At 60.9% G+C, this 8,064-nt stretch carries 8 protein-coding genes; 1 reads left to right on the plus strand and 7 read right to left on the minus strand.

All coding sequences use genetic code 11. The features are described from left to right. Nucleotides 1-2: 2 nt before the first annotated feature. Nucleotides 3-590, minus strand: a complete 588-nt coding sequence (locus tag Q0I65_RS04960) for a xanthine phosphoribosyltransferase (protein ID WP_296060620.1) — start codon at nt 588-590, stop codon at nt 3-5. Nucleotides 591-649: 59 nt separating this feature from the next. After that, nucleotides 650-1,606, minus strand: coding sequence for a putative manganese transporter (locus Q0I65_RS04965; protein ID WP_296060623.1), 957 nt, complete (start codon nt 1,604-1,606; stop codon nt 650-652). Between the two features lie 94 nt (nt 1,607-1,700). Here Q0I65_RS04965 and Q0I65_RS04970 point away from each other — a divergent pair, with 94 nt between their 5' ends. Then, nucleotides 1,701-2,411, plus strand: coding sequence for a DUF554 domain-containing protein (locus Q0I65_RS04970; RefSeq protein WP_296060626.1), 711 nt, complete (start codon nt 1,701-1,703; stop codon nt 2,409-2,411). Between the two features lie 55 nt (nt 2,412-2,466). On the opposite strand, the gene Q0I65_RS04975 is transcribed toward Q0I65_RS04970, so the two are convergent. The 5 genes from Q0I65_RS04975 to Q0I65_RS04995 all read right to left on the minus strand — a co-directional run bounded on the left by Q0I65_RS04975 (nt 2,467) and on the right by Q0I65_RS04995 (nt 7,846). After that, a complete protein-coding gene (locus Q0I65_RS04975; RefSeq protein WP_296060628.1) occupies nt 2,467-3,120 on the minus strand; it encodes a DUF1847 domain-containing protein in 654 nt (217 codons plus the stop codon). Between the two features lie 408 nt (nt 3,121-3,528). Beyond that, nucleotides 3,529-5,163: a chaperonin GroEL gene (gene groL, locus Q0I65_RS04980; protein WP_158048636.1), complete on the minus strand. Its 1,635-nt coding sequence runs from the start codon at nt 5,161-5,163 to the stop codon at nt 3,529-3,531. Between the two features lie 164 nt (nt 5,164-5,327). Further along, nucleotides 5,328-5,615 (minus strand): co-chaperone GroES, encoded by a 288-nt coding sequence (locus tag Q0I65_RS04985; protein WP_158048796.1) that lies wholly within the window; start codon nt 5,613-5,615, stop codon nt 5,328-5,330. A 196-nt stretch (nt 5,616-5,811) separates the two neighbouring features. Continuing rightward, on the minus strand, nt 5,812-6,600 hold the full coding sequence (locus Q0I65_RS04990; protein ID WP_296060632.1) for a response regulator transcription factor: 789 nt from the start codon (nt 6,598-6,600) through the stop codon (nt 5,812-5,814). Beyond that, entirely contained in the window at nt 6,587-7,846 is a 1,260-nt protein-coding gene (locus tag Q0I65_RS04995) for a sensor histidine kinase (protein WP_296060635.1), read from the minus strand. The genes Q0I65_RS04990 and Q0I65_RS04995 overlap by 14 nt, the downstream gene beginning before the upstream one ends. Between the last annotated feature and the right edge of the window lie 218 nt (nt 7,847-8,064).

Genomic DNA, 8,064 nt, shown 5'->3' on the forward strand with positions numbered 1-8,064 from the left:
TCCTACGCGTTTTCGCGGAAGATGACCTCGCCGGTGTTGGGGTCCATCGACTCGAGGATTGCGAGCGACTCCAGGTGATAGCCCTGCTCGCGCAGCTTGTCGCCCCCGTGTTGGAAGCCCTTCTCCACCGCGATGCCGATGCCTTCAACCGTGGCGCCCGACTCCTCCACCAGCTCGATAAGGCCGTTCAAAGCGCAACCGTTGGCCAGGAAATCGTCGATGATGAGCACGTGGTCTTCAGGGCTTAGGAACTTCTTCGAAACGATGACGTCAAAGATGCGGCCGTGGGTGAACGACTGGATCTTGGTGGAGTACATCTCGCCGTCGAGGTTGATGGACTGGGCCTTCTTCGCGAACACGACGGGCGCGTTGCCGAAATGGCGCGCGACCAGACATGCGATGCCGATGCCCGACGCCTCGATCGTGAGGATCTTGTTCACAGGCGCATCCGCGAACAGTCGGGCGAACTCCGCGCCCATCTCGTCGATCAGGTTAACATCGATCTGGTGGTTGAGGAAGCTATCGACCTTCAGCACGCCTTCCGACTTGACGACGCCATCACGCTTGATGCGTTCTTCCAAAAGCTTCATTCCGTGCCCTTTCGTGCGCTTCCGAACCAATGAATCATATGCAAATCAGTGTAGCAGAATCAGAACACGATACCCGCAGCAGAGACAATCGCTCCTGCCACAATGCCGACGACGAGGAGTATCGCCACGATGATGAGGTTTTGCTTCGGACGACGGTTCGCGCGGAAAAGAACAAGCAGACCGACGCCCGCCGAGACGAGCAGGCCCGCGAACATGGCTCCCGCGCCGAGCACGCCTTCCACATACAAGTCGGCGATAACGACGCTCGCCGCGCAGTTCGGGATGAGGCCCACGATGGCCGCCACAACGACCGAAAGCGCGCTGTTCGAGCCGAGAATCTGCGCCAGTGCGTCCTCGCCCACCGTTTCGAGCATCACGTTCAAAAGCAGCGTGACGATGAAAATGAAGACTGTGACCTGGGCAGTGTGTTTGAGCGCGCTCTTCACGATGGAAGCACCCGCATGATCGTGATGGTGTTCCTCGTCTTTTTCAGCCTCGTAGGCAAGCTCGGGATTCTCCTCGCAGGCGTGACACTCACCGTTGCAGTGGCAGTGATCGCGCTGGCAGAGCTCGTGGATGCGTAGATGCTCTTCGGGACGATGGAGCAAGCGGAGCACACCGTCGAGCGCAAGGCCCGCGACGATACCCACGACCACCTTCGCACCCAGGATAGCGCCCATGATGGAAAGGGGCACCTGAGCCGCGAGAAAGATGGGGATCATCTCATCGGAGGTGGACAGGAGCACGGCGATGAGCGTGCCGACCGTGATGACGCGGCCCGCGTAGAGCGTCGAGGCCGCGGCAGAGAAGCCGCATTGGGGCACAACACCGAGCACCGCGCCAATGACGGGGCCCGCCTTCCCCGCGCGCTTGATGGCGTTTTGCGCCTTGTCGCCCGCCTTGTGCTCGAGCCATTCCATCGCCAGATAGGTGACGAACAGAAACGGGATAAGGTAGAGTGTATCTTCGATTGAGTGTTCGAGGACATGCCCCGCGATATGCATGATTTCTTCCATAGCGAGGTATTCTAGCGCAGTGACTTTCGCGCGGGCAGCAACGTGCGCGCAGTTTCGCCAAGTGACAAGAAAAACAGAAGGAGCAAACACGGCCATGATCGGAACCGTAGTCAACACCGCCGCAATCGTCGTAGGGAGCGCCATCGGAAGCCTTGCGAAACGCGGACTTGGCGAGAAATACCAGAACATCCTATTCTGCGCGATGGGTCTTGCGGCGACGGGCCTTGGTCTTCATTCCGTGGTCGAGGGCATGAGCGGAAGCGTCTATCCCGTGCTGTTCATCGCGAGCCTCGCCATCGGAGGCGTCGTGGGCACAGCGATCGACATCGAGGGACGCTTCGACCGCCTGACCGAGCGCCTGTCGAAATCGAAGGTGGACGAAAGCGGCAAAGCCAACCTCTCACGTGGTCTTTCGACTGGCATCGTGCTCTTCTGCTTCGGCACGCTTTCCATCTTGGGGCCGATCAACAGCGCGCTTTACGGCGACGAGACCTTCCTGCTTACCAACGCGACACTCGACTTCGTGACCTCGATGGTCTTAGCGTCGTCATTCGGCGTCGGCATGGCGCTCGCGGGCGTGGTGCTCTTTTGCTGGCAGGGTTCGATCTTCCTTTTGGCGCAGTGGCTCGAGCCGCTTATGACCGCGAACCTGATGTGCGAGATCACCATCGTCGGCGGATTTCTGATTCTCGCATCGGGCCTGTCCATCTTGAAGATCAAGGAGATTTCGGTCATGAATCTCCTGCCCGCGCTTTTGGTGCCACCCGTTTGGTTTGCCATCCTGCCGCTTTTGCCCCTTGGGTGAGCGATATTCGCCCTCTAGCATATATCGCTCGCGTCCTGCGGGGGCCTCAGGCGTCTCATTCCCCTTTGTCAGACGCGATTTTCCCAATGGTTTTTTCCAGCTTGCCCCTGTAAACCGAATCGGCGGAATAGAGCACTGAGCAGGGGTTATGAACCGTTACGAAATCCTTTGCGACCAAAGTCACTGCGGGCGCATCTGAATATTTGCAGAAAAGCGCATCGTGCCCGACGCAAATTCCCATCAGGATATTCAGATCCGTCTTGGCATCGTTGAGCAGCAAAGCCTGCATAATCGGATTGCAGATAACGCAATCCTCAGCCAAAGAAGGTGCGTCGATGTTCAGATCGGCTTTCATGTTGCTTTCCAGCTTGCAGCCAACTGCCCGCACTTCAAATCCGACCTTCCGAAGAAGGTCTGCGAGAATGCGCGTTTCCCTTAGCATGGCCGTGCATGTTGCTATGCCGACAAGCGATGCCCCCATGCAGGACGCAAACTTGATCGTGTCCTGAACGCGTGTCGAGTTAACCGTCTCAGCGCTGACTATCGCGGCGGATTCCATTATGAGATGGTTCTCGGGCTCGTTGTAGAGACGCAGCGCTTCATCATGCATCTCTTTGGTGATTGATGCCTGAACGCAGAAATCAGGCGCCGTCTTGTCCAGATGTTCGCAAGCTGCTACCCGGCAACTCTCGCAAGCAATACCGCTCATCGTCTTCAACGCCTTTCAATTCGTAGAGCGTGATGAGGCTCCGTCCAGTGTCGCAATACAGCACAAAATAACACCCGGCAAAAGGAAAGACAATTCTTGACAAGCGCTCCGACCAGGGCACCTTGCGCAAAGAGCAACCGCGAAACGCGCTTTCGCCACCAAAGACAGCGAGGGCCCGCCTGGCGAGTTCAGATGGCGCGAAAGGTTGAGGACGCGAACTTCGGTACGCGAGGGATTGACGCACTTTCGCCCCGAAGACAGCGAGAAGGCCCCTGGCGGATGCGGGGCGTGCGAAAGGATTTCGACGCGTACTTCGGTACGCGAGAAATCCTTGGAGCACGCATCCGCGCCGCCAGGGGCCTTCGCAGCGTCGAGCAGTTTCGCTGGCTGTAAAGCCAGCGAAACCTATTACATCATGCCCATGCCGCCGCCCTGGCCTGCTGCAGCGAGAGCGGAGAGGTCGGGGCCGTCCTTGGGAATCTCGTTGATCGTGGCCTCGGTGATGAGGATGAGACCGGCGACGGAGGCTGCGGACTGCAGCGCCGTGCGGGTAACCTTGACCGGATCGTTCACGCCCATCTCGATCATGTTGCCGTACTCGCCGGTTGCGCAGTTCAGGCCTTCACCGGTGGGCAGGCCCTTGATCTTCTCGACCACAACGGAGCCTTCGAAGCCAGCGTTCTGGGCGATTGCGCGAATCGGGGCCTCGAGTGCCTTGCGGATGATGTCAATGCCGACGAGTTCGTCCTTATCGGTGGTCTCGATCTTGTCGAGCTCGGAGACAACGTCGAGCAGAGCGACGCCGCCACCAGGAACGATGCCCTCTTCGACAGCTGCGCGCGTAGCCTGCAGCGCGTCCTCGATGCGAGACTTCTTCTCCTTGAGCTCGGACTCGGTTGCAGCACCGACCTTGAGCACGGCCACGCCGCCGGAGAGCTTGGCGAGGCGCTCCTGGAGCTTCTCGCGGTCGAAGTCGGACTCGGTGCGATCGAGCTCGGCCTTGATCTGGGCGATGCGGTCCTCGATGTCCTTCTTATCGCCCGCACCGTCGACGATAAGCGAGTTCTCCTTGGTGACCTTGACGGTCTTCGCGGTGCCGAGCATGTCGATGGTGACGTCGGCGAGCGTCATGCCGAGATCCTTCGAGACGACAGTCGCGCCGGTGACGGCGGCCATGTCCTCGAGGATGCGCTTGCGGCGATCGCCGAAGCCGGGGGCCTTGATGGCAACGCAGTTGAAGGTGCCGCGCAGCTTGTTGAGCAGGATGGTGGCAAGCGCTTCGCCTTCGACATCCTCAGCGACGAGGAACAGCGGACGGCCAGTCTTGATAATCGACTCGAGCAGCGAGACCATGTCCTGGATGTTGGTGACCTTCTGGTCGGTGAGCAGGATGAACGGATCCTTCAGGTTCGCTTCCATCTTCTCGGCGTCGGTCGCCATGTACGGAGAGATGTAGCCGCGATCGTACTGCATTCCCTCGACGATGTTCACGTCCATGCCGAACGTCTGGGAATCCTCGACGGAGATGGCGCCGTCCTTGCCGACAGCTTCCATAGCCTCGGCGATCTTCTCGCCGATCTCGGGGTCGCCCGCGGAGATGGTACCGACGTTGGCGATCTGCTCCTTGGTGTCGATGGTCTGGGCGTTCGCCTTGATGGCCTCGACGACGGCGTTGGTCGCCTTCTGGATGCCGCGGCGGATGCCGAGCGCGTCAGCGCCAGCGGTGACGTTGCGCAGGCCCTCGTTGACGATGACGTCGGCGAGCAGGGTTGCAGTCGTGGTGCCATCGCCCGCGTCGTCGTTGGTCTTCACGGCAGCCTCGCGGATGAGCTGGGCGCCCATGTTCTCAACGGGATCTTCCAGCTCGACTTCCTTCGCAACGGTGACGCCGTCGTTGGTGACGACCGGCGCGCCGTAGGACTTCTCGAGGGCGACGTAGCGACCCTTGGGGCCAAGCGTGACCTTCACGGCATCGGCGAGCTTGGAAACGCCGGCCGCGAGAGCGGAGCGGGCGTCAGATTCGAACTTGATATCCTTAGCCATTTTTAGGCTTCCTTTCCTAGAAAGAACTCAACAACGTAAAGGACGGGCTTTGGGGTAGATCCTGGAAGCGGAATCGCTGCGCGCTCGTGCCGTATGGCCTTGTGGCCAGGCGAGAAAGCGACGCAGAGCGCTTTCGGGGCTGCCGCGGAAAGCCGTCGGGAAAGCTATTCGAAGACCGCGTAGATGTCCTCGGAGCGAAGGATCATGACCTCTTCGCCGTTGACCTTGACTTCGGTTCCGCCGTACTTGCCATAGAGCACGCGGTCGCCTTCCTTCACGGGCACCGGAACGAGGTTGCCGTCCTTGTCGAGCTTGCCCTCGCCCACCTTGAGGACGACGCCCGTCTGGGGCTTTTCCTTTGCGTCGTGCGCGAGGATGAGGCCACCTGCGGTGGTTTCCTCTGCTTCGTCCTGCTTCACGATGACGCGATCGCCGAGCGGCTTCAGGTTCATCATTGCTTGCCTTCCTCTCATCAACCTTGAATCGATGGTTGTTAATACCGAGCTTTCGAGTGCTAGCACTCTTCGAACGTGAGTGCTAACAACATTGGGTTACTATAGCATTTGGGAAGGCGAATGCAAGCATTTTGCAGAAAACTTGAGCGATAGGGACTTAGGTTTTATCGAATCGCCACACTGCGTTCATAATTCACTTCGCACGCGGGGAGACGAGCCCGCTCTCATAGGCGCATACCACGAGCTGCGCCCGATCGTGCGCATCGAGCTTTCCCATGATGCGGGCGACGTGCGTTTTCACCGTTGCAGGAGAAATTATTAATTCACCTGCGATTTCCTCATTGGTAAGCCCCCGCGCGACGAGCATGAGAATCTCTCGCTCGCGCTCGGTGAGCAACCGTATGGCCTCCCGCGCGTGCGAGCCCTGCGGCATGCCCGCTCGTGGGCGCGACGCCACAAACGTCTCCACCAGACGGCGCATGACCGAGGGCTGGATGAGGGCATCGCCGCGTGCGACGATGTGGATGGCCTCGACGATGTCGTCGGGCTCGGCGTCTTTCAGCAGAAAGCCGCTCGCCCCCGCGGCGAGCGCGTCGTAGACGTACTCGTCGATGTCGAACGTGGTGAGAACAAGGACGTGCGTCCCCGTGAGCAGCGGGTTTGATGTGATGTCGCGCGTGGCGTCGATGCCGTTTCGCACTGGCATGCGGATGTCCATGAGCACCACGTCGGGGCGGATCTTCTGGGCGAGGTAGACCGCCTCTTCGCCGTTGCGCGCTTCGCCCGCAACCGAAAGTCCGTCGTAGGAGTTGAGGATCATGCGGAATCCGCTTCTCACGAGGTCCTGGTCATCGGCGACGAGGATGCGCAGCGCCTCCCTAGATGAGGCCTGGTCACTTGCAGCACGGGCGCTGCTGGCATCGCGAGCACCGAACCTGGAATCCACGGGAAAGCCCGCCGTCTTCCGCCTATCTTCGTTCATGGGACTCCCCTTCCCCGCGCGAGGTACCGAAGCCCGAGGGTGCGTCGCCGACGGGGATGGACGCGCGAATGCGAAAGCCGCCGCCGGGAAGCGGACCCGCGTCGAGGGTGCCGCCGAGCAGCTTCGCGCGCTCCTTCATGCCGTCGATGCCGTGACCGCCCGTCGAAGGCGCCCCTTTCGCAGCACCTAGCGAGCCGTCGCCGTCATCTTGCACGGTAAGCGTCGCCTTCACGCCGTCGCTTTCGAGGACGATCGACGCGTTTCTCGCGTGGGCGTGGCGGACGATGTTGGTCGTGGCCTCGCGGGCAATGCCGAACAGCGCGATATCGATGAACGCCGGCGTCGCTTCCCGGTCGTAGCCCGACACGTCGAGCGTTGCGGCAACCCCTGCTTCTCGAAGGTAGTCCGCCAAATCCACAAGGCGCGCCGTGCCCTCGGTCGGCGTGGTCTCGGCAGATGAATCCCCCGTCCTGAGCACGCCGATCATCGCGCGGATTTCCTCGAGCGCCTCTTTCGCGGTCTTGTGAGCGAGCGACACCGCTTCCTTCGCGGCGGCGGGATCGCGCTCGATCAGGCGCTCGGCCGCCGCAGTTTGAATGCTGACCGCCGAAAGCGAGTGGGCCGTGATGTCGTGGACCTCACGGGCGATGCGAACGCGTTCCTCCTCGACGCGGCGGGCAGCCACTTCCTCGCGCGTGCGCTCAGCCTCCTCGGCTCGCTGCTCGGTGGCCCGCACGGAATCGCGATGGGCGCACACGGCCAACCCACCGAGCGCCGAGGCGGCCATGAGCACGAGGTTTTGCACGTACGCCCAGAACCACAGCGCAGCCGAAGTTCCGCCGTACGTCGCCGCGGCGAGCCCTAAGGCACTCGCGACGCAGGCGATGGCCATCTCGACGCGCGAACATTCCACGACGATAGTGAACAGAGCGACCATCGGCCCGAAAACGGCGAGCGTGGAGCCATGGAAGGTGTTTTGCAGCCCGACGAACACCACGAGAGTGAACACGAAGACGAGCCAAGGGGATTTCCTGCGCGCCACGAGGGGAAACGTCGTGAGCGCAAGCGCGATGAAGGACGAGATTGCGGGAACGACCGCCTCGATACCGAGCATGCGGCGCAAGGTCTCATCAGGGAGGATGAGGCTCGCGGAGACCATGAGCTGCACGGCGCCGAAAGCGAAGGCGACCACCGCCACCGCGACATCGATCGCCCAATCGCGCGGGGTCATTTCCTTATTATGCATGAGTACGCTGTCCATGTCCCCATTATGCGCAAACCCCGCACGGCGCGCCATACGCCATACGGGGTATCTGAGCAAAATCAGAGTTGGAATCAGGAGGCGAAACGAGCAGAACCATGGGTTCGTGGTCACTTGAGCGAGCTGGGGACTGCGGCAGGAATCTTGTACCTGCCCGAGCCCATTCTACTGCGCCTGCTGCGCGGCGAACGGCGGGACCGGGT

The sequence above is a fragment of the uncultured Ellagibacter sp. genome, assembly GCF_934643285.1.
GTDB lineage: Bacteria > Actinomycetota > Coriobacteriia > Coriobacteriales > Eggerthellaceae > Ellagibacter.